The sequence below is a fragment of the Oceanicaulis sp. genome, assembly GCF_965249665.1.
Classification (GTDB): domain Bacteria; phylum Pseudomonadota; class Alphaproteobacteria; order Caulobacterales; family Maricaulaceae; genus Oceanicaulis.
Genome location: NZ_OZ252247.1, coordinates 1,853,619 through 1,871,043, shown reverse-complemented (window position 1 = coordinate 1,871,043; position 17,425 = coordinate 1,853,619). Strand labels below are relative to the sequence as shown.

General features: G+C 61.7%; 19 protein-coding genes and 1 tRNA gene. 9 read left to right on the top strand and 11 right to left on the bottom strand.

Translation table 11 applies throughout. The features are described 5' to 3' along the window. Window positions 1–50: 50 nt before the first annotated feature. Window positions 51–1,436, top strand: a complete 1,386-nt coding sequence (locus tag ACP154_RS09010; protein ID WP_421859781.1) for a M24 family metallopeptidase — start codon at window positions 51–53, stop codon at window positions 1,434–1,436. A gap of 52 nt (window positions 1,437–1,488) precedes the next feature. On the opposite strand, the gene ACP154_RS09005 is transcribed toward ACP154_RS09010, so the two are convergent. Further along, window positions 1,489–1,565 (bottom strand) — tRNA-Ile (locus tag ACP154_RS09005). A gap of 178 nt (window positions 1,566–1,743) precedes the next feature. Between ACP154_RS09005 and ACP154_RS09000 the strand changes: the two genes are divergently transcribed. After that, entirely contained in the window at window positions 1,744–2,466 is a 723-nt protein-coding gene (locus tag ACP154_RS09000; protein WP_421859782.1) for an SIMPL domain-containing protein, read from the top strand. Here the strand turns inward: ACP154_RS09000 and ACP154_RS08995 are convergent, their stop codons facing one another. From ACP154_RS08995 to ACP154_RS08985, 3 genes are all read right to left on the bottom strand, one after another. Beyond that, on the bottom strand, window positions 2,467–3,315 hold the full coding sequence (locus ACP154_RS08995) for a TIGR01459 family HAD-type hydrolase (protein ID WP_421859784.1): 849 nt from the start codon (window positions 3,313–3,315) through the stop codon (window positions 2,467–2,469). It lies immediately after the preceding gene. Between the two features lie 53 nt (window positions 3,316–3,368). Further along, window positions 3,369–4,631, bottom strand: coding sequence for an EAL domain-containing protein (locus tag ACP154_RS08990; protein ID WP_421859786.1), 1,263 nt, complete (start codon window positions 4,629–4,631; stop codon window positions 3,369–3,371). A 197-nt stretch (window positions 4,632–4,828) separates the two neighbouring features. Continuing rightward, the gene (locus ACP154_RS08985; RefSeq protein WP_107712658.1) at window positions 4,829–5,482 is read right to left on the bottom strand and encodes an OmpA family protein; all 654 of its coding nucleotides are present in this window, start codon (window positions 5,480–5,482) and stop codon (window positions 4,829–4,831) included. 292 nt (window positions 5,483–5,774) lie between these two features. Here ACP154_RS08985 and groES point away from each other — a divergent pair, with 292 nt between their 5' ends. Beyond that, window positions 5,775–6,062 (top strand): co-chaperone GroES, encoded by a 288-nt coding sequence (gene groES / locus ACP154_RS08980; protein WP_022700132.1) that lies wholly within the window; start codon window positions 5,775–5,777, stop codon window positions 6,060–6,062. Between the two features lie 54 nt (window positions 6,063–6,116). Continuing rightward, window positions 6,117–7,757, top strand: coding sequence for a chaperonin GroEL (gene groL / locus ACP154_RS08975; protein WP_107712657.1), 1,641 nt, complete (start codon window positions 6,117–6,119; stop codon window positions 7,755–7,757). A 72-nt stretch (window positions 7,758–7,829) separates the two neighbouring features. Here groL and ACP154_RS08970 read toward each other — a convergent pair whose 3' ends face one another. The 3 genes from ACP154_RS08970 to ACP154_RS08960 all read right to left on the bottom strand — a co-directional run bounded on the left by ACP154_RS08970 (window position 7,830) and on the right by ACP154_RS08960 (window position 9,696). Further along, on the bottom strand, window positions 7,830–8,108 hold the full coding sequence (locus tag ACP154_RS08970) for a hypothetical protein (RefSeq protein WP_146160072.1): 279 nt from the start codon (window positions 8,106–8,108) through the stop codon (window positions 7,830–7,832). A gap of 371 nt (window positions 8,109–8,479) precedes the next feature. Next, on the bottom strand, window positions 8,480–9,151 hold the full coding sequence (locus ACP154_RS08965) for a hypothetical protein (RefSeq protein WP_421859787.1): 672 nt from the start codon (window positions 9,149–9,151) through the stop codon (window positions 8,480–8,482). A 95-nt stretch (window positions 9,152–9,246) separates the two neighbouring features. Next, the gene (locus tag ACP154_RS08960; protein ID WP_107712655.1) at window positions 9,247–9,696 is read right to left on the bottom strand and encodes an Lrp/AsnC family transcriptional regulator; all 450 of its coding nucleotides are present in this window, start codon (window positions 9,694–9,696) and stop codon (window positions 9,247–9,249) included. A gap of 100 nt (window positions 9,697–9,796) precedes the next feature. Between ACP154_RS08960 and ACP154_RS08955 the strand changes: the two genes are divergently transcribed. Then, window positions 9,797–10,861 carry a serine hydrolase domain-containing protein gene (locus ACP154_RS08955; protein ID WP_421859789.1) on the top strand — a complete coding sequence of 355 codons (1,065 nt, stop codon included), beginning with the start codon at window positions 9,797–9,799 and terminating at the stop codon, window positions 10,859–10,861. A gap of 39 nt (window positions 10,862–10,900) precedes the next feature. Here the strand turns inward: ACP154_RS08955 and ACP154_RS08950 are convergent, their stop codons facing one another. Next, on the bottom strand, window positions 10,901–11,158 hold the full coding sequence (locus ACP154_RS08950) for a hypothetical protein (protein WP_133725001.1): 258 nt from the start codon (window positions 11,156–11,158) through the stop codon (window positions 10,901–10,903). 236 nt (window positions 11,159–11,394) lie between these two features. Between ACP154_RS08950 and ACP154_RS08945 the strand changes: the two genes are divergently transcribed. Further along, window positions 11,395–11,964, top strand: a complete 570-nt coding sequence (locus ACP154_RS08945) for an acyloxyacyl hydrolase (RefSeq protein WP_421859791.1) — start codon at window positions 11,395–11,397, stop codon at window positions 11,962–11,964. 23 nt (window positions 11,965–11,987) lie between these two features. Here the strand turns inward: ACP154_RS08945 and ACP154_RS08940 are convergent, their stop codons facing one another. After that, entirely contained in the window at window positions 11,988–13,070 is a 1,083-nt protein-coding gene (locus ACP154_RS08940; RefSeq protein ID WP_421859792.1) for a glycoside hydrolase family 3 N-terminal domain-containing protein, read from the bottom strand. 168 nt (window positions 13,071–13,238) lie between these two features. Between ACP154_RS08940 and ACP154_RS08935 the strand changes: the two genes are divergently transcribed. Continuing rightward, complete coding sequence (locus ACP154_RS08935; RefSeq protein WP_421859794.1) at window positions 13,239–14,255, top strand: hypothetical protein; 1,017 nt, start codon at window positions 13,239–13,241, stop codon at window positions 14,253–14,255. Between the two features lie 80 nt (window positions 14,256–14,335). Beyond that, window positions 14,336–14,497 (top strand): hypothetical protein, encoded by a 162-nt coding sequence (locus ACP154_RS08930; RefSeq protein ID WP_421859796.1) that lies wholly within the window; start codon window positions 14,336–14,338, stop codon window positions 14,495–14,497. 208 nt (window positions 14,498–14,705) lie between these two features. On the opposite strand, the gene hisS is transcribed toward ACP154_RS08930, so the two are convergent. Then, the gene (gene hisS / locus ACP154_RS08925; RefSeq protein WP_421859798.1) at window positions 14,706–16,199 is read right to left on the bottom strand and encodes a histidine--tRNA ligase; all 1,494 of its coding nucleotides are present in this window, start codon (window positions 16,197–16,199) and stop codon (window positions 14,706–14,708) included. 119 nt (window positions 16,200–16,318) lie between these two features. Between hisS and ACP154_RS08920 the strand changes: the two genes are divergently transcribed. Next, the gene (locus ACP154_RS08920; RefSeq protein ID WP_421859800.1) at window positions 16,319–16,786 is read left to right on the top strand and encodes a hypothetical protein; all 468 of its coding nucleotides are present in this window, start codon (window positions 16,319–16,321) and stop codon (window positions 16,784–16,786) included. Here the strand turns inward: ACP154_RS08920 and ACP154_RS08915 are convergent. After that, window positions 16,780–17,418, bottom strand: a complete 639-nt coding sequence (locus ACP154_RS08915; RefSeq protein WP_421859802.1) for a redoxin domain-containing protein — start codon at window positions 17,416–17,418, stop codon at window positions 16,780–16,782. The genes ACP154_RS08920 and ACP154_RS08915 overlap by 7 nt on opposite strands. Window positions 17,419–17,425 lie beyond the last annotated feature (7 nt).

The window sequence follows — 17,425 nt, the reverse complement described above, 5'->3', positions numbered from 1 at the left end:
ACACAATGGCGTTGTCTGTCAGGACCGCCGCGACAACTGAAAGAGCAATCATGAGCTATCTGAAAACGTCCCTCGCCCTTGCTCTGACCGCGACGCTGGTCCTGCTTTCGGGTGCGCCCGCACTGGCGCAAACACTGTCTCCGCCCGTTTATCCCATGCGTGACACCGCGCCAGTCCAACCCGAGCTGCCGCCCCTTCTGCCGCTGCGCGACCGGGCCGCCGTGATCGACCGCATTCTGGAAGAACGGTTGGACACGATCATCCCGCAGATCATGCGCGAAGAGGGCGTGTCCCTGTGGGTTTTGATGGCGCGGGAATATTTCGAGGAGCCCGTAGTCGAGAGCATGCTGGATGCGCGCAGCATGGCGGCGCGCCGGCGCACCATCCTGATCTTCTTTGATCCCGGCGAGGGTCAGCCCATCGAGCGGCTGACCGTCAGCCGCTATGGTCTGGCGGGCCTGTTCGAGCCCTCTTGGGATCCTGAAGCCGAGCCCGATCAATGGCAGGCCGTGGCCGACATCATCACCGCGCGCGACCCGGCCACTATCGCCATCAACGTTTCCGATCTGACCGCCTTTGGCGACGGCATGACGCTGAGCCAGCACCGGCTTTTGATGAACGCCCTGCCCGCCGAGTATCACGCCCGCATCGTTTCGGGCGAAACCCTCGCCATCCGCTGGCTGGAAACCCGCACCCCGTCAGAGGTGGAGATCTATCCCGGCGTGGTGCGCATCGCCCACGCCCTGATCGGTCGCGCCCTGTCGAACGCCGTGATCACACCGGGCGTAACCACGGCTGACGACGTGGTCTGGTGGTATCGCGAGGAATTGTCCCGGCTGGGGCTGACGCCCTGGTTCCACCCCTCCATCGGCATCCAGCGCGAAGGCGCCGACGCCATGCTGCGTGGCGACACGGTGATCGAACCGGGCGATCTGGTGTGGACCGATTTTGGCATTACCTATTTGCGGCTCAGCACCGACACCCAGCATCTCGCCTATGTGCTCAAGCCCGGCGAGACCGCGGCGCCCGAAGGGCTCCGGCAAGGCCTCGCCGCCAGCAACCGGGTGCAGGACATCCTGATCTCCCATTTCGAAACCGGGCTGAGCGGCAATGAAGTGCTGGCGGCGGCGCGCGCCCAGGCCATCGCCGAAGGGCTGGACCCGTCCATCTACACCCATCCCATCGGCACGCATGGCCATGGCGCCGGCCCGGCCATCGGCTTCTGGGACAATCAAAACCCCGACCCGCGCGGCGCCGGAGCCATCAACCCGAACACCGCCTGGGCCATCGAGCTGACCTCCTACAGCGCCGTGCCCGAATGGGGCGGCCAAAGGGTGGATTTCCGCACCGAGGAAGACGCCTTCTTTGACGGCCAAACCGTCCGCTTCCTCGACGGCCGCCAGACCGAGCTGACGCTGATCCAGTCAGGAGAGTGAGTCCTAATGGCCGGATGCCTCTGCCTCTAGTGTCTGCTGGCGTCTGAGAAAATGGTGGGCCCGGAGGGACTCGAACCCCCAACCAAGCGGTTATGAGCCGCCGGCTCTAACCAATTGAGCTACAGGCCCGCTGAGGATGTCAGCGTTTCTGATTGATAACGCGTGAGGCGGTCTTGGCAAAGTCGTCTTGGCGGCGAGACGCAGCTGAACAGGCGTTCAGGGAACGGCCATCAAAGAGTCGCGTTTCCGACATGAGACAGACCTCAAAGCCCGTATACTAAACGCACAACAGACTGGGAGAGCCTCTATGATCCGCACCGTATTTCTGGCCGCCGCCCTTTTGACCACCACCGCCCTGCCCGCTGCGGCGGTCGCCCAAACCGCGCCTGCACAAGAACAGACCGCACAGCTGAGCCTGTCCGCCACTGGCGAGGTGCGCATCACCCCGGACCAGGCGCAGGTCTCCGCCGGCGTCGTCACCGAGGCGCGGACGGCCGCAGAAGCCCTGCGCGCCAATTCCCAACGCATGCAGCGCGTATTCAGCGCGCTGGAGGAGGCCGGCGTCGACGCGCGCGACATCCAGACCAGCCAGCTCAATGTCAGCCCGGTCTATTCCCAACCGTCCAGCCGCGACGGCGGCGCCCGACAGATCACAGGATACAGCGCGCGCAACACCGTCACCGCCCTGGTGCGGGGCATGGAGAGCGTCGGTCCGGCCATCGACGCCTTGTTCGAGTCGGGCGCCAATTCGCTGAACGGCGTGACGTTTTCAAGCTCTGAAGCGGACGCCGCGGAAGCTGAAGCGCGCCGCCGCGCCGTGGCCGAGCTTTACGCAACCCGCGACCTCTACGCCGAGGCGGGCGGCTTTACCGTGGAGCGTTTGCTGAATTTCTCTGAAAGCGGCGGCTATGCCCCCCAGCCGGTGATGTTCTCGCGCGCCATGGCGATGGAAGATGCAGCCACGCCGGTCTCAGGCGGCGAGCTGGTGGTCTCGATCACCGTCAACGGAATGTGGGAGATCGAAGGCTGATCACCAGATGAGCTTCGGCGCACAATAGCGCGCGACAAGGCCGTCCTCCTCAAGGAGGGCGGCCGCTTTTTGGGTGTCAAAGCCCGCTTCGAAGGCCTGCCCCAGAATGCCGTCAGCGATAAAGAGCGCATCCACGCCTTCAGACTGAGCGCCCTGAATATCGGTGTGCGGTCCGTCGCCGATGGCGAGAATCCGGGTCTTGTCCAGACGCTCGCCGCGCAAGCGTTCGATCTCGCGATACGCCAGATCATAAATCGGCGGGTGCGGCTTTCCGGCCATGACGGCCGTCCCGCCCATCTCTTCATATTTCTGCGCCAGAGCGCCCGCGCAATAGCGCAAGCCGTCGCCGAATTGCACGACGATATCGGGATTGGCGCAAATCAGGTCGAGGCGGCGCAGCTTGGCTTCGGTCAGAAGATCCGTGTAGTCGTCCGGGGTCTCGTTTTCCCAGTCGAACAAGCCGGTACAGGAGATAAAGGCGGCGTCTTCGAGCTTGGCGAACTCCAGACCCGTCCCCTCATAGAGCGCATCATCCCAGTTCGGCCCCAGCTTGAAGGCGGGCCCCGGCGCGCGGGCTTCAAGCAAGGCATGGGTCGCCTCGCCCGAGCTGACCGCGCTGTCCCAGACATCCTCGCCCGACCCCATCTGTCTGAGGAAAGTCTCAAGCGAAGACGCCCGGCGCGGCGAATTTGACACCAGCACCACCGTGCCGCCCTGAGCGCGATAGCGGCGCAAGGCGTCGAGGGCTTCGGGCAGAAGGTCCGAGCCGTCGCGGATGACGCCCCAGACGTCACACAAGATAGCGTCGTAATCGGCGGCGAGATCGGAGAGGCGGGGAAAATCAGTCATGGCGCTGAGCTAGGCCAGCCATGCCATGGCGTCAATGTGCGAAGGCTCTGACCTTACCCCGCAGCGCGGCGCAGCTTGTTGTCCGCTTCGTTGAGCACTTCGTCGCGCACCGGACGCGGGGCGCCGAACAGATGGCCCTGGGCGTAGGCGACGTCGAGATCGAGCACTTCGACCACCGTGCCTTCGGACTCGATCTTCTCAGCCACCAGATCGACGCCATAGCGCGCAAACAGACCCGCCACGTCCTCGGGACGCAAGGCGCCGGGCTCGCGGCCGGCAATGGGCTCGGCGCCATGGGCCGCGGCGATCAGACGGTCGCCCGCCACCTTGATGAAGCGCACACCCGCGCGCTGCAGCTCGGCCAGATCGATATTGAGGTCGTTGACCTGGTCGATGGAGAAGCGAAAGCCGAAATCAGCCAACCGCGCCATGTTGCGTGCAGCGGTCGCAGAGCGGTTCTCAAACTGGGCGCGCGGCAATTCAAAGATCAAGGCGCCCGCCAGATCGGAATTGCGGCGCAGGAAATCGAGGAAAGCCGGGAAGAAATCTTCATCAGCGAGCGAACGCAGGGAGACATTGCAGAATACGCCCACCCGGCGATCAGATTTGGTCAGACGGCGCACGATCTGCACGCAGCGCAGCAACAGAAGATTGTCCACATCGGTGATCAGGCCCGCTTCTTCGGCGGCAGCCAGGAACTCGCCCGGTCCCAGCACCTGCCCGTTTTCGTCGCGGATCCGCGTGTAACCCTCATAGAAATACGTCCGGCGCTGCGGCAGGCCGACCACGGGCTGAAGATACAGATCGACGCGATTATCATCGAGCGCCCGGCGCACCAGATCCACGGCATTCGGCGCTTGGGCGGCGACAGGCGCGATCTGGCCGCCGCCTTCCAGTCGCGCCAGAATTTCAGCAACCAGTCGCTCATCCGCGTTTTGCGGATCGGCTGCGGTCTGGATCGGCTGGTTCAATTCAAGCGCGGGCTCCTGACCCTGAGCGCTGCGAGTCTCGGTCGACCTTGGCGAGGCGGGAAGCGTGGTCTCCGCCAACGCCTCAATCCGCTCCTGAGCGCTGCTGAGCTCATCGAGCATGGACATGTTCGCGGCTTTGAGAAGATGGATTTCGTCTTCAAAGAGCTTGCGCTCTTCAGCGCGCGCGACAGAGGCGTGCACCTGACCGCCGATCAGAAAAACCAGCGCGCCCATCATCCAGGCGAGCTCAGCGGACATCAGACCAAAACGGTCAAACGCCAGCGCCGCGACGACGGCGACCATCGCATAGGTTAGGATCACCAATATGTCGCTTGCGCGCGGCATTCTCGCTCCTGAATGTCGCTGCTTGGCGCCAAACGAACCAAGTCCAACGAATCACACTCATTTCGGCGATCATAAAGTGCGTTAACCGGACTTGTCAGAACGTTAACGCTGTGAGGCGTGGACAAACGGAAAAAACAAAGGCGCGCCCGCGGATGCGAGCGCGCCTTGTCGTTAATCGCGGTCTCCCGCCTCGCAGATTACGAGGTGTGCGGGGCGATCTTGATTTCCACCCGGCGGTTCGCAGCGCGCCCCGAATCCGTTTCATTGGAGGCGATCGGCTGGCTTTCGCCCATGCCCGCCACATAAAGGCGATCGCGCATGACGCCGCGTGCGATCAGTTCAGACGCCACAGAGCTGGCGCGGCGCTCGGACAGAGCCTGATTATAGCCGGCGTCGCCGACGCTGTCGGCATGGCCGATCACGTCCACATAAGTGGCCGGATAAGTCATCAGCACGTCCGCCACATCATTGAGCACCGGACCAAAACGGCCGCTGATCTGGGCGGAATTGGTGGCGAAGGTCACATCCCCCGGCATCACGAGATACAGGTCATTGCCCACACGGCGCACGGTCACGCCCGAGCCGCGCAGACGCTCACGGAACGCGTTTTCCTGGCGATCCATGTAATTGCCGATGCCGCCGCCTGCTAGGGCGCCGACGCCGGCGCCGATCAGCGCATTGCGGCGATCATCACCGCCCGCCAGCGTGCCTAGCAGAGCGCCAGCCGCTGCGCCGGCCAGAATGCCGGTGCCGGTATTGTTGCGAGTCACATTGCCATACTGGTCGGTGGTGGTGCAGGCAGCCGCAAGGCCAAGCGCCATGACAGCGGCGATTATTGAACGAAACATCATACTCTCTCCCGTAAACGTCCCCTGAAAACGCAGAACTAGCCTAGAAGTTCCCCGTCTAGATAGCCCCATCATAATCCATCTGCGCGACGGGCGCATGAACGCAGGCTGAACCGCCGGACAATCATGCGAAAATTCAGGCGTAAAAATGTCGCTCGACGCTCTTGACGGTTTCGTGTGCGCCTCTTACCTCCGCCCTGCTAGCAGCCACCCCATGAGAGTGCTAACGCGCAACAGGGCGGCTGAGCTAACCCAGATCTTCAGTGAGCTGACGCTCAAAAACGGAGTACCGGCAATGAAATTTCGTCCTCTGCAGGACCGCGTTGTTGTCAAGCGCGTCGAGGAAGAATCCAAGACCGCTGGCGGCATCATCATCCCCGACACCGCCAAGGAAAAGCCGCAAGAAGCTGAAGTCGTGGCTGTGGGCCCGGGCGCCCGTGACGACAAGGGCGCTCTGATCGCCATGGACGTCAAGGTCGGCGACCGCGTGCTGTTCGGCAAATGGTCCGGCACCGAGATCACTCTGGAAGGTCAGGATCTGCTGATCATGAAAGAGTCCGACATTCTGGGCGTGGTCGGCTAATCGCCGTCTCGCCGCTTTTCCGAACCAAACTTTCAAGAATGATAGGGACGAACAATGGCTGCCAAAGACGTTAAGTTCGGCGCTTCCGCCCGCGAAAAAATGCTCAAAGGCGTGGACACCCTCGCCGACGCCGTGAAAGTCACCCTGGGCCCGAAAGGCCGCAATGTGGTGATCGAAAAATCCTTCGGCGCTCCGCGCACCACCAAGGACGGCGTGTCCGTGGCGAAGGAAATCGAACTGGAAGACAAGTTCGAGAACATGGGCGCCCAGATGGTCCGTGAAGTCGCTTCGCGCACCAATGACGAAGCCGGCGACGGCACCACCACCGCGACCGTTCTGGCGCAATCGATCGTGCGCGAAGGCATGAAGTCGGTCGCCGCCGGCATGAACCCGATGGACCTCAAGCGCGGCATCGACAAGGCCGTGTCTCTGGTCATCGAGCACCTGAAATCTTCTGCGACCCCGATCAAGGGCTCCTCTGAAGTCGCTCAGGTCGGCACCATCTCCGCGAACGGCGAAAAAGAGATTGGCGACATGATCGCCAACGCCATGGAGAAAGTCGGCAATGAAGGCGTGATCACCGTCGAGGAAGCCAAGTCTCTGGCCACCGAACTCGACGTCGTGGAAGGCATGCAGTTCGACCGCGGCTACCTGTCGCCGTACTTCATCACCGACTCTGAAAAGATGATCGCGGATCTCGAAGACCCGTACATCCTGCTGTTCGAGAAGAAACTCTCCTCGCTGCAGGCCATGCTGCCGGTTCTGGAAGCTGTGGTTCAGTCCAACCGTCCGCTGCTGATCATTGCAGAAGACGTTGAAGGCGAAGCGCTGGCGACCCTGGTGGTCAACAAGCTGCGCGGCGGCCTGAAGATCGCAGCCGTCAAAGCGCCGGGCTTCGGTGATCGCCGCAAGGCCATGCTCGAAGACATCGCCGTTCTCACCGGTGGTCAGGTCGTCTCTGAAGACCTGGGCATCAAGCTTGAGAACGTCACGCTCGACATGCTGGGCACCGCCAAGAAGGTCAACATCACCAAAGACGACACCACCATCGTGGACGGCGCCGGTGAGAAAGAGGCCATTGAAGGTCGCGTGAACCAGATCCGCCGTCAGGTCGAGGACAGCTCGTCTGATTACGACAAAGAGAAGCTGCAAGAGCGTCTGGCGAAACTCGCCGGCGGCGTGGCGGTGATCAAAGTCGGCGGCGCTTCGGAAATCGAAGTGAAAGAGCGCAAGGACCGCGTCGACGACGCCCTGAACGCCACTCGCGCTGCAGTGGAAGAAGGCATCGTGCCGGGCGGCGGCATTGCGCTGCTGAAAGCCACCAAGGCGCTTGAAGGCGTGACCGGCGAGAACGAAGACCAGAACCAGGGCATCGCCATCGTGGCGCGCGCTCTGCAGTCTCCGATTCGTCAGATCGTTGAAAACGCTGGCGTCGAAGGCTCCATCGTTGTCGGCAAAGTGCTGGAAAACAACGATGTGAACTTCGGCTACAACGCCCAGACCGGCGAGTACGAAGACCTGGTGAAGTCCGGCGTCATCGATCCGGTGAAAGTGTCCCGCATCGCCCTGCAGGACGCAGCGTCTGTCGCCTCCCTGCTGATCACCACCGAAGCGGCGATCGCTGAAAAGCCCAAAAAAGAAGGCGCAGCTCCGGCCGCGCCCGACATGGGCGGCATGGGCGGCATGGGCTTCTAAGTCCAGCCACTCACGGCTAACAAACGGAAAGGGCGGCCCTCGGGCCGCCCTTTTTGTTTGGCGCTACCGCTCCTAGAGCGACGCGGCTACCTGGGTCGCCAGAGAAACCGGCCCGGCATCCTGACCCTCAGCCATTTCCGAGACTTCAGGCCCCGTCGACGGAGCAACAGGATCAACCTCGAACACAGTCACAGTGGCGCCCTCAGACGGCGCTTCAGCAGACACGATCAGCGGGTCGGCGGGGGCGACTGGCAGAACCTCAAGCGCCACCGGGGTCAGAATAAGGGCCGCCGCAACGGCGCCGCCGCCGGTAGCGCTGGAAGTCACAATCATACGCAGGGATTCAATCATGGTGAGTAGTCTCCTTCGAAGCCGCTGAGCGGCTTTCTGTTTTTCACGCGCTCTTAAGTGAGCGGTGATGAAACCGCGAAGGACCCCACTGACGGTCTCATTATCCTCATGACACTGGGCCACAAAGGCGTCTTTGAGTTCGTCAGACAGCCGCAAATCAATCACAGCGGTCTTTTTGGGGGAGCGGGGCCGGTCTTGTTTCATCACAGGGAGCCATTCCAGTCAGATTTCACCCTCAGGCTACTGAAACCGTGTCGGCACACACATTATTTTGTGTCCATACATGCGATCGCGCGCAGCTCGGCTCGCACATGCCCGGCAAAAAGAAGCGCCTAAAATGACGAAGGGCGACCGAGAGGCCGCCCTTTTGTTTAACTGTCGAGCGTATCAGCCCGTATCGCGACATGGATCTCTGGCCCCTCCTCCCCGTCGAGAGTGAGACTGGCAGGTTGTCCTGTGAGGACGACAAACCGGGGCGAGGACAAAACAGTCTCATCGTGCAAGCTGATGATGGTCATCTGAATATCAACACCGTTCTGAGGACATTCGGAGCTTGCATCTGAGCAAGGATCAACGCGCATTTCGATTGCAAACGCCGCTGACGTCTCTCCGCCCGGATCAGGAAAGTTAATGCGGAACAGCTCACCTGAATCTACTTTAACAGTCGTTCCCATTCGATTGCGACTTGTCTGATGTGCTTCATGTTCGATCAGCTGGACATCAAAGTTGACCGCGTAGTCCTCGGCGCTCGCCGTTGGCGCAAAGACAAAGCTCATCGTCGCGAGGCTCGCCAATACGCTTCCGCCCAACCCACCTGCAATCCACTTGGCGCGTTTCATAACCGTCTCCTTTAGCCAAGCCGCCATGGCCGGCACGCGCCGGGGCTGGGCCGTTACGTAATCAATGATTAACGACCGGATCACCGCCCCGCTGGAGACGCCCTCCTCCCGGCAGCGCGCAAGGAACTCGTCCTTGAGCTGGTCAGGCAAGCGGATATCAAGCTTGGCGTTGTGTTTGAGAGTTTCGATCCGGTCGCGTTTCATGGCGGCTCCGATGAAGAGTGTTCGCGTGCGCTAAAGCTAGCCAAACCCTGTCAGGACAGGGAGTAAAAACGTGTCCGACAGGCCGTTCTTACGGCCTAGACCGGAACTTCGGTGGTGAATTTGACGGTGCTGAGCACCACGGTGGTCTCATAGCGCTTCACGGTCGGATCATTGAGCAAACTCGCCTCGGCCCAGATTTCATAGGCCTCGAGACTGGGCGCATGCACGTGGAGCAGGAAGTCGACCTCCCCCGCCACAGAATAGAGCCCGGTGACCTGGGGATCTGCTGTCATCACAGACCGAAACTGCGCATAGGTTTGCGGTGCGTCATCATTGAACGTCACCGCCACGATCAGGGTCTGGCCCAGGCGTGCGCGGTCCAGCACAGCGACATCTGAGACGATCACACGCTCCTCACGTAAGCGCGCCAACCGTCGCCGCACAGCGGTCTCAGACAAATTCACCTGCTGCGCAATCGCCTGATTGGACAACCGATTATCGCGTTGGACAAGTCCCAGAATCGTCCGGTCCATTTCATCGAGCATATCCGCCACCTTCGAAACTCGGCGTAAAAGGTGCTGAATTCGGCGAGATTGAGCAAGAGCCCCTTGCTATCGTGTCAGCGCATTTGAAAAAGAGACGCCCATGTCCCGCCTCCCTCTGCTCGCTCTTGGCCTGTTCCTGCTTGTCTGGAGTCCGGCTCAAGCTCGGCTCCCCGACACGCCCACTATAGAAACTGCAATCGACGCTATCCTTGAAGACGGCGACATCGCGGGCGCTGTAGTTTTGATTGAAGGGCCTGAAGGCCGCAGGGTTATCACGCGCGGCGTTACGGACCGGGAAAGCGGCGCCCCTATCCCTGAACATGCGCAATTGCGGATCGCCAGCATCGGCAAGATCCACACAGCCGCCGTCATTCACAGCCTGATCGCGGAGGGGCTGGTCTTGTTGGACGACAGGCTGGCAGATCACGTTGCGCCCCATTGGGTGGATGGGATCGCCAATGCGCAGACCGCCACGGTGCGCCAGCTGCTCACCCATACCAGCGGCATTCCCGATTATTATGATGATGTCTGGTTTCAGACCGTCAATACAGTCCAGGGCAACACGCCGCAACGCACGCTGGGCTATATCCATGGCCGCCCCGCCGAGTTCTCGCCCGGCGAAGGGTATGGGTATTCAAACTCGAACTATCAGTATCTGGCGCTGATCGCAGAGGCCGTGTCCGGGGAAAGCTTTGGCGCCTTGATGCATGCGCGCATTATCGCTCCGCTGGACCTTGAAGCGACGAGTTATAATGAGGCGCTGAACGGCGGCGACCTCATCCATGGCTATGGCGCACCAGACAACCCGGAACGCGACGTCTACGCCCTGATAGAAAACCATGGCCCCGATGGCGGCGTCTTCACCAGCGCAAGCGATCTGGCGGACACGCTGATCGGCCTGTTCTCGTCTGAAGGTGAACTGTCAGAACTGGGTCGGTTGATGCTGAGAGAAGAAATAGATCGCGGCGACGGTCGCAGTCGCGCTCTAGGCCCGATGCGCATTCGAGACCCGCGCGGACTGGACGTCATCATGCATGGCGGCTCGATCGCCGGTTATTCAAGCGTGGCGCTGTATGAGCTCAACACTGGCATTGTCGTCATCGTCCATCTGAGCGCAGACCGCCCGGACCTGGCGGGTCAACTGGTGCGCCGCCTTCTGCAATAGACGGGAGGGCGCAGCTTTACGCGCCCCCCCGCCGCGCCATCACGGCAGTTCGCAGCCGTCGCGCAACGCCTTTGTCGCATCAAAGCTCGGTGACGATTGATACTCGATGCAAAGTTGAGTGAGTTGCTCCACGCAATAGGCCCAGCTTGCGCTGCCGCGCGGCACGAAGAGGGCGCAATCCTCTTCGGCTTGCTGCTGGCATTGCACAGGGTCGCCGGCCATCGCAGAACCGGTCGCCATGAGCGACAGTCCCAAAAGCGCCGATGACGCCAGTGCAGTAACACTTATCTTGTTCATGATCGTCTCCTCCATAGTGCGCAATCTTGCGCAGCAAGAAGACTAGCCTGAAACGCGAATTTTGATCTATGAATTCTTTTCATAAGAGACTTTTCTCTTAACAACAGGTTTCTCTGTCTGACACAGCGGCGCGAAACCAACAGGTCGCAGACAATCGGTTCACAGCCTCGTCAACGCACTGGTCAAGATTTCAGCGGAACGCTATTCCAGAACTCTCTGAGTTAAAGGAATACACGATGCTTCGTTTCGCCGCCGTGCTCGCCGCCGTGTCTCTCACCGGCGCCGCCAGCGCACAGAGTTCCGGTTTCGGTCTTGAGGAAATTCGCCTGGGCGTCGCGGCGCACGATCTGACCGACCACACCGAAGACGGCCCGCAAATCGTGGGTGATCTGATGTTTGCGAGCCCTGACTTTCTGGAACGCATCTGGTCGCCACGGCCCTTCCTGTCCGCCAGTATCAGCACTCAAGGCTATACCAATCTGGTGACGGGCGGGCTCGCCTGGGACTATGGCGTCACGGATCGGCTGAGCCTCGAGGCCTCATTCGGGCTCAGTTATAATGACGGCGTGTTGGAGGTGTATCCCGACCGCGACGGCCCGGTGGAGGCCCAGCGCATCAAGGACACGCGCGCCCTTCTGGGCTCTGACTGGCTGTTCCGCACCGGCTTCGCCGCCGATTACGCACTCAGCGAGCAATGGTCGCTTGGCGTGTTTTACGAACACCATTCCCACGGACAGATCCTCGCCAGCGGCCGCAATCAGGGCCTGGACGAGCTGGGCCTGCGGATGAGCTATCGCTTCCGATAAAGAACGACGCAGTGCAGGCGGAGTTAACTCCGCCCCACTTGCGCCTTCAACGCAGCGATCCGGGCGTTAGCGTCGATCAGACGGTCCAGGCTGAGGCGTCCGTCCTCAATCGCCTGCCCGACCCAGTCCACGGCCCGCCGGGGCAGATCGGGATCAGCGTCCGCCGAGTTGGAGATCAGCAATAGATCATTGCCGGCCGCCAGCGAGTCCACGATCGCCTGCTCACGCGTATACTGGTTCCGGATTGCGCCCATATCGAGATCGTCGGTGATCACTGCGCCGCGATAGCCCATCTGATCGCGCAACAGCCCTTGAAGGACAGGACTAGACAGAGTCACCGGGCGTCCTGACGGGTCCAGCCTCCGATTGATCAGATGCCCGCCCATGATCAGATGGGCCTTGTCCTGCTCAATGAGGCGCTCAAAGGGCGCGGCTTCCACCTCGCCCCATGTCTCTGAAATGTCAACGAACCCGTCATGGCTGTCGCCCTGGCTGCGTCCATGACCGGGGAAATGCTTGATGGCGCACGCCACGCCCTCCGCCTCCATGGCGTCAATAAAGGCGCCGCAATAGGCTGCGACTGTGTCCGGATCATCGCCAAAAGCACGCGCCCAGCGGTCGATCACCTGATTGCCCTCATGACGCAGGTCTGCGACCGGGGCGAGGTTCATGGAAAACCCGTTTTGCGCCAGCTCGCGCGCCGCCTGTGCAAAGATCGGACGGGCTGCGTCGAGCCCCATCTCCGCCAACGCCTCTGCGGTGGGAATGTCGGTGAAGCCCATCTCGTCCGTGAGGCGCTGAACGAAGCCGCCTTCCTGATCGATAGCCAGCCAGGGGTTGGGCGCTGCAGACTGGAAGCGTTCTGAAAGCCCCAGCACGCCGTCGCGGCTGCGGGCATTGTGGCGCAGGAAAAGTACGCCGCCGACGCGGCCAGCGGCCAGGTCGCTCTCAAGCTGCGCCGCACCCTCGGCCTGCGCATGATCGCCCAGAAATCCCAAGATCAGGCAGTTGCCGACCAGCGTGTCCAGAGAAACTGACGTTGCAAATGCCGGCGCTGTGCAAAGCGCCGCCATGCTGGCCATCAGCCCGCGTCGTGAAATGATCATGGGCGCCCCTCAGTTCCCTCATCGTCCGAGCTGATTGCTAGAGCGCCGCCGGCCATCTGTCCAGACGGGGACAGAGGCTCTGAAAACAAGAATGACGAAAACTTAAGCCTGCAGACGTGCTGCCGTAAGGGGCGTTCACCCACAGTTCACGCAAAGGGAGGACGCCTAATGAAACACTGGATCGCCACCGCCGCAGCCGTCGCCGCCGCGCCGCTTCTGGTCGCCTGCGCATCGGCCGGCGCTGCACAGACACGTTATGCTGAGGCCGATGAGCGCCATGGCCATGTGCTGGTCGTCAATGGCCAACGCGTCATCATTCGTGACGGCGCGCACGCTGTCCGGGTGATTGAAACGGCTCTGGATGGTGCGGGCGACACCTCAATCAGCCTTGACCTCGACATTGATGTCGACCGCTGGGATGAAGACGAAATCGACGCCTTCACAGAAGAAATGGAGGCTTTGTCCGAGACCCTGGTGGAGCATTTCGCCGAAGGATCTGACTTTCACATTCAGCTCGACCGCCTGAACTTCGACGAAGACGAAATGCAGGCGCGGATCGAAGTCCTCGTCGAGGACGCCGAACGCCAGGCCATGCGTGCGGAGCGCCACGCCGAACGGGCTGCAGAGCGCGCAGAGCGTGACGCCGAACGTATGATAAGACGCGCTGAACAGCGGGCCGAGCGCACAGCCCGACGCGCCGAAGAACGGGCGCGTCACGCCGAACGCCACGCTTTGTCCATTTCCATTGACGCCGAAGCCATTGCTCAGGCGGGTCTCGCCGCCGCCGAGCACGGCCTGGAAGCCGGGCTGCGCGCGATTGATCGCACGCTGGAGCGCGGCTGGAAGACCGAGGACGGCGTCCGGGTTCCCCTGACCGCGGAGGATCGCAGAGAACTGCGTGACGCCCGCGAAGAGCTTGAAGACAGCTTGGCCGAGATGCGAGACGAGCGCGCGGACTGGCGACATGAACGCCATCAGTCTGCATCGCGTCATGAGCACACATATGAAGACCGCCAGGTGCGCATCATAGAACGCGATGGCGAGACGCGCGTTTGGGTCAATGGCCGCGAGCTTGTCGGGGCCGAGAAAGAAACCTGGCTGGACGCCTGGCGCAATTCGGAACAGGCGCAAGGACTGGCAGGTGCGCCCGATGTTCCCACACCGCCGTCTCCACCACGCCGGTAACAGTCTCGCACAGCACCATCAGCTCCGCATGGCGCTTGTGACATCTCTCATAAGCGGAGCGTATCTGGGAGATTAAGAGCATGTCTTTGAAAACACTTTTGGCTGCATTGGGCGTCAGCATCTTCGCACTCACGCTCACTGCATGCGCCACAACACAAACCAACGCGCCGCCAACGCAATCGGCGGAAACCGAGGACAGCACCGACGACAATCCTCGCCGCCCTCGCTGGTCCAACTACTGAGTTTGCTTTCAACAAAAAAAGCCCGGCGTCGAAAGACGCCGGGCTTAAAGATTCTGGTTGGTCGATTAAGAGACGTCTCCTCCCCAGAGACACCACTTAAGAGACAAGACGGTCAGGCCCTGTCTGATAAAACGTTGGCCTAACCGTCATAGGAACGTCAAGCCCCTAGAGTCAGGCGATGTTTCGCTCTGCTGCAATTTTGACACAATTAGCCGCCAGCCAGGCGCGCCTTTATAGCGCTCACGATCTGATCGCGTGACACTGTGAACTGTGCGGGCTGATCTTCGCGCCAGGCCTTGTTATCGGTGATCTCGGCCGCCAGGCGCGCGCCAAGCTTGAGATCCTTGATCTGAGCCTCGCCCGCCTCGCGTTCATCAGAGCCAATGATCACGGCGAACTCCGCATCCCGGCGATCGGCATATTTGAGTTGTTTGCCCATATTGCCGCCGCCTATAAAGGCTTCCGCCCGCAAACCGGCGCCCCGCAGATCAGCCGCCAGGGCGAAATAATCCGCCATGCGGTCTTTCTCCGCCGCCACGATGATCACCAGCGGGTCGGCCTTGGCGGCATCCAGGCGCTTGAGCGCGGACAGGGCCGCCGCAAACCGGCTGACGCCAAAGGAAAAACCTGTCGCCGGGACGGCCTGCCCAGTAAACCGGCTGACCAGATCGTCATAGCGTCCGCCGCCGCCCACTGAGCCAAATCGGATCGGCGAGCCGTCGTCATAATTGGCCTCCGCCAGCAGCTCAGCTTCAAACACCGGCCCAGTGTAATAGCCCAAGCCGCGCACGACCGACGTATCGAGCGTCCAGTTCCCGGACTTGCCCAGAGCGTCCAGCACAGCCGTGATTGTTTCTAGATCGGCGACCGCCAGCTTGCCCGCTTCGGTGTCACCCAGCGCCGCCGTCAGGCGTTTGAGGACTTCTGTATTGCGCGCCGCGCCTGTGAGCGTATCGTCCACCTGCCCGGCTTCAATGAAGCTCAGCACATGGCGGCGCTGATCGGCATCCAGGCCCGCGCCTTCGGTGAAATCGCCGCTGTCATCCTTACGGCCTTCGCCCAGCAGAAGCTCAACGCCTTCAAGGCCAAGGCGGTCCATCTTGTCGATGGCGCGCAAGACGCGCAGACGCTTCTCGCTCGCCGCATCGCCCAGGCGCTCCAGCACGCCGTCGAGCAAACGACGGTCATTGACGCGGATCACGAACTCATCCCCGGACAAGCCTGCAGAGCCCATGACTTCGCTGGCGAGCGCGATCATCTCGGCATCGGCCGCCGGTCCCGGCGCGCCCACGCTGTCGGCGTCACACTGGACGAACTGGCGGAAACGGCCCGGCCCGGGCTTCTCATTGCGCCAGACTTCACCGAACTGATAGCGGCGGAAGGGCTTGGCGAGGTCCTGGAAATTCTCGGCGGCGAACCGGGCGAGCGGCGCGGTCAGATCGTAGCGCAGCGCCATCCATCGCTCATCATCATCCTGCATGGCGAAGACGCCCTCATTGGGACGCTCTTCATCGGGCAGGAATTTGCCCAGCGCATCGGCGTATTCAAACGCCGGGGTCTCAAGCGGCTCAAATCCCCATTGCTCGTACACTGCGCTGGCGGCGCTCACGAGGGCGCGTTCGGCGCGCAGCACATGAGCGGCGCGGTCCTCAAAACCGCGGGGACGACGGGCTTTGGGACGGAACGCCTTGGTCTTGGCCATGAGGATGCTCGCTCAGATTAAAAGTATCGAAGGGCCTGCGAAGTAGCCTTGCCGGACGCAAGGATCAAGCGGCGCCGGGTTTGCACGGCGCTCTAAGCACACAAAACCGGATGCCGTCCATGTTCGCTCACACGCTTCTGATCATTGTACAGGCCGCCAATGCGCCGCACATTGCGCCGAACGCCGCCCACGCGCTGGTGACGCTGTCGCGCAGTCTCGAGGCGCAAGCGCAACGCCGCGCACAGGATATGGCGCGCAGCCCGGCGGCGCCCGTGAACGCCCTGCCTGTTCAGGACCCGTTCCTCACCGCCTTGAGCGAATTCAGCCTGAGATCCTATCAGCTGTCTCGCGCTATCGAAGACAGCGGCGGACCAACCGATCTGCGCTGCATTTTTCGCGGTATGAGCGAGGATGCACAGCATCGCGCAGACTTGCTGTCACAGACTGCGACACGCGCTGATCATGCCCGCGTTTATCAGGGCATCGCGCGGTTGACCGCACAGGCTGCCGAGATCGCCGCCACGCCCGAGGCGCAGACGGCGATGCTCAGCGGCTATTCCTGTGCGGTCGAGGCAAGCGATCAGTAAGCGTATTTGACGTTGCAGCCATAGGGCTGCGTCTGGGCAGGATCAGGGCTTTGCCCAGTGCTGACCGCCGCCAGAGCCATCGTCACATAATCGGTGGGTTCTGGGGAATCCGCCCGCGGGCGAGGCTGATCGTCGATCGCGCCGGCATATTGCAGGACGCCCTCGCCGTCGATGACGTACATGTGCGGCGTGGTGCGCGCATCATAAAGACGGCCCAGCTCGCCAGACGGATCAAGCACCACATGGGCGGGCGCGGCGCCGCGATCCGCATTCAAGGACAGAGCTTCCTCAGCTTCCACATAGCCCTGTTCACCCGGGGCGGAGGAAATGATCTGCACCCAGACCACGTCATCTGCGGCGGCAGAAGCTTGCAGGTTTTGAATATGCTCGGAGCCGTAATGACGCTGCACATAGGGGCAGCCATGATTGGTCCATTCCAGAACAACTGTCTGGCCCGAGAGGCTCTCCAGGGACAGCGCCTCCCCCGTTGCGGTCTGCACGGAGAAGACGGGTGCGGCTTCGCCGGTGACGACATCGGCGCGCGCTTCGAGGGTGAAAGCGGTGATTGTCAGGGCGGCGGCGGCGCAAACGCTCATCAGCTGGCCCAGAGAACGGCGAGACACGGTTACCATCTAGTTA

Bases quoted from the DNA above. Each gene is read 5' to 3' on its own strand.
- hisS (WP_421859798.1), bottom strand. From the start codon at position 16,199: ATGGCCAAGACCAAGGCGTTCCGTCCCAAAGCCCGTCGTCCCCGCGGT.
- ACP154_RS08965 (WP_421859787.1), bottom strand. From the start codon at position 9,151: ATGAAACGCGACCGGATCGAAACTCTCAAACACAACGCCAAGCTTGAT.
- ACP154_RS09000 (WP_421859782.1), top strand. From the start codon at position 1,744: ATGATCCGCACCGTATTTCTGGCCGCCGCCCTTTTGACCACCACCGCC.
- ACP154_RS08955 (WP_421859789.1), top strand. From the start codon at position 9,797: ATGTCCCGCCTCCCTCTGCTCGCTCTTGGCCTGTTCCTGCTTGTCTGG.
- ACP154_RS09010 (WP_421859781.1), top strand. From the start codon at position 51: ATGAGCTATCTGAAAACGTCCCTCGCCCTTGCTCTGACCGCGACGCTG.
- groL (WP_107712657.1), top strand. From the start codon at position 6,117: ATGGCTGCCAAAGACGTTAAGTTCGGCGCTTCCGCCCGCGAAAAAATG.
- ACP154_RS08995 (WP_421859784.1), bottom strand. From the start codon at position 3,315: ATGACTGATTTTCCCCGCCTCTCCGATCTCGCCGCCGATTACGACGCT.
- ACP154_RS08950 (WP_133725001.1), bottom strand. From the start codon at position 11,158: ATGAACAAGATAAGTGTTACTGCACTGGCGTCATCGGCGCTTTTGGGA.
- ACP154_RS08990 (WP_421859786.1), bottom strand. From the start codon at position 4,631: ATGCCGCGCGCAAGCGACATATTGGTGATCCTAACCTATGCGATGGTC.
- ACP154_RS08915 (WP_421859802.1), bottom strand. From the start codon at position 17,418: ATGGTAACCGTGTCTCGCCGTTCTCTGGGCCAGCTGATGAGCGTTTGC.
- groES (WP_022700132.1), top strand. From the start codon at position 5,775: ATGAAATTTCGTCCTCTGCAGGACCGCGTTGTTGTCAAGCGCGTCGAG.
- ACP154_RS08930 (WP_421859796.1), top strand. From the start codon at position 14,336: ATGTCTTTGAAAACACTTTTGGCTGCATTGGGCGTCAGCATCTTCGCA.
- ACP154_RS08940 (WP_421859792.1), bottom strand. From the start codon at position 13,070: ATGATCATTTCACGACGCGGGCTGATGGCCAGCATGGCGGCGCTTTGC.
- ACP154_RS08970 (WP_146160072.1), bottom strand. From the start codon at position 8,108: ATGATTGAATCCCTGCGTATGATTGTGACTTCCAGCGCTACCGGCGGC.
- ACP154_RS08960 (WP_107712655.1), bottom strand. From the start codon at position 9,696: ATGCTCGATGAAATGGACCGGACGATTCTGGGACTTGTCCAACGCGAT.
- ACP154_RS08920 (WP_421859800.1), top strand. From the start codon at position 16,319: ATGTTCGCTCACACGCTTCTGATCATTGTACAGGCCGCCAATGCGCCG.
- ACP154_RS08985 (WP_107712658.1), bottom strand. From the start codon at position 5,482: ATGATGTTTCGTTCAATAATCGCCGCTGTCATGGCGCTTGGCCTTGCG.
- ACP154_RS08945 (WP_421859791.1), top strand. From the start codon at position 11,395: ATGCTTCGTTTCGCCGCCGTGCTCGCCGCCGTGTCTCTCACCGGCGCC.
- ACP154_RS08935 (WP_421859794.1), top strand. From the start codon at position 13,239: ATGAAACACTGGATCGCCACCGCCGCAGCCGTCGCCGCCGCGCCGCTT.